General features: G+C 64.4%; 1 protein-coding gene. It reads right to left on the minus strand.

The annotated features are described in order from the left end of the window. Window positions 1-32 precede the first annotated feature (32 nt). Window positions 33-1421 carry an ISL3 family transposase gene (locus tag DQ353_RS21010; protein ID WP_286166956.1) on the minus strand — a complete coding sequence of 463 codons (1389 nt, stop codon included), beginning with the start codon at window positions 1419-1421 and terminating at the stop codon, window positions 33-35. Window positions 1422-1569: the final 148 nt, after the last annotated feature.

A 1569-nucleotide genomic window follows, 5' to 3' on the forward strand; every position in this document is an offset into this window, starting at 1 on the left:
GGCTCTACGGATTCTGGCGTGGTGAGGTTGTCCTAAGTCCGGTAGTGTCGGTGGCCGCCGGCGGAGAGCAGTGAACGGATGCGGTAGTTCTCGAAGTTGCGGAATCCGCGGGCGATCCTCCGGGTGGTTTCAATGACGCCGTTGATTGCCTCGGTGGGTCCGTTGGAGGCGCCCTTGGTGGCGAAGTAGGCGATGATTTCCTTCTGCCATTTCTTCAGGGTTTTGCAGAGCCGCTTGATCTCCGGAATCGGGCAATCAGCGTATTTGTTCAGCAGGTCCTGGAGGTGCTTGGGGCCGTCGGTGTGCGGGACGTAGTAGATCAGCCGCAGTTCCTGGTAGGCGTTCCAGGCGATGGTGACCTCGCCGTCCTTGTCGCCGGCCTCGAGCAGTTCGGTGAGCAGGTCGCGTTGCTTCTTTTTGAGGTGTTCCGCCCCCTGGAGCAGGAGCCGGCGGGAGCGGTAGAGAGGGTCATCCTTCACTCCACGTTTGCCGGTGGCTTCCTTCTGGACGCGGCACCGGATCTCATCGACCATGGTGGATCCGAGCTTGACGACGTGGAACGCGTCCAGGACCGTGACGGCGTCGGGAAGTTGCTCGTCGATGGCGTTGGCGTAGCCGCGGAACGGGTCAAGCGTCGCGACCTTGATCCCGGGCCTGAAGCCCTCGGGCTGGGCCTTGAGCCAGTCGGAATAGGCCCTGCCGCTGCGCCCCGGCACCAGGTCCAGCAGCCGGGCCCGGATTCTTCCCTTCGCGTCCCTGGTGTGGTCGACGAACCCGGTCAGGACACGGCCGCTGTGGAAGCCGGTGTGCTTCCAGATGTGTTCGTCGACTCCCAATGTGGTGACGCCCTCCAGGCGCTTGGGGTCGGCCAGTTCCAGCTCGGCCAGTGGCTTGATGTTGTCCCAGATCGTGTGCCAATCGACGCCGAGTTGCCGGGCAATCGCCGAGACCGCTATGTCCTGTTTTTTCAGCTGCTCGTGCGCCCAGTGGCAGGCCCGCACGGTGAGTTTCTCCCGCGGCCCGATGCGGTGGTGTTCCTCGGTGAAGGTGACCGTGCGGCATGGTTTTTCGTGGCATCGGAACACCCGCTTCCTCCAGCGCAGGACCACAGGGGAGCCATGGGCCGGGATGTCGTGGATGGGCACGTTGCGCCGGGCGTGGGATCTGGCCTGGGCGCCGCATCCGCGGCACCAGGCGGTGCGTTCGGGGGTTTCGACCACCACGAGGAGCCGGGCAGGGTCCCTGCGGTCCACCTCAATCACGTGCAGTCCTTCCAGACCCAGGAAGGCGTCGGCGAGGTTGCACCACGGCCCGGTCCCGCAGGAGCCGGCCATCGGATCCGAGGTGGCATCCGGGCGCAGTGGTTCCTTGGGTTTCCTCGGGGCTGCGGGCAGCACGCAGGCAGAGCTAGAATGGTTCACTGTCAGGGCTTTCTTGCGGTTTTCTTGGTCGATAACCATTCAAGAAGGCCCTGACGTCTATCCGGGACACGGCACGCCGGAAGCCCCGAAACCCGCCCGCAAGATTACGGCGTCAAGGCACCCGCACCACGCTCAAATCCGTAGAGCC

Origin of the sequence: Arthrobacter sp. AQ5-05 (genome assembly GCF_003287975.1) — a bacterium.
In the GTDB taxonomy this organism is placed as follows: Bacteria; Actinomycetota; Actinomycetes; order Actinomycetales; family Micrococcaceae; genus Paeniglutamicibacter.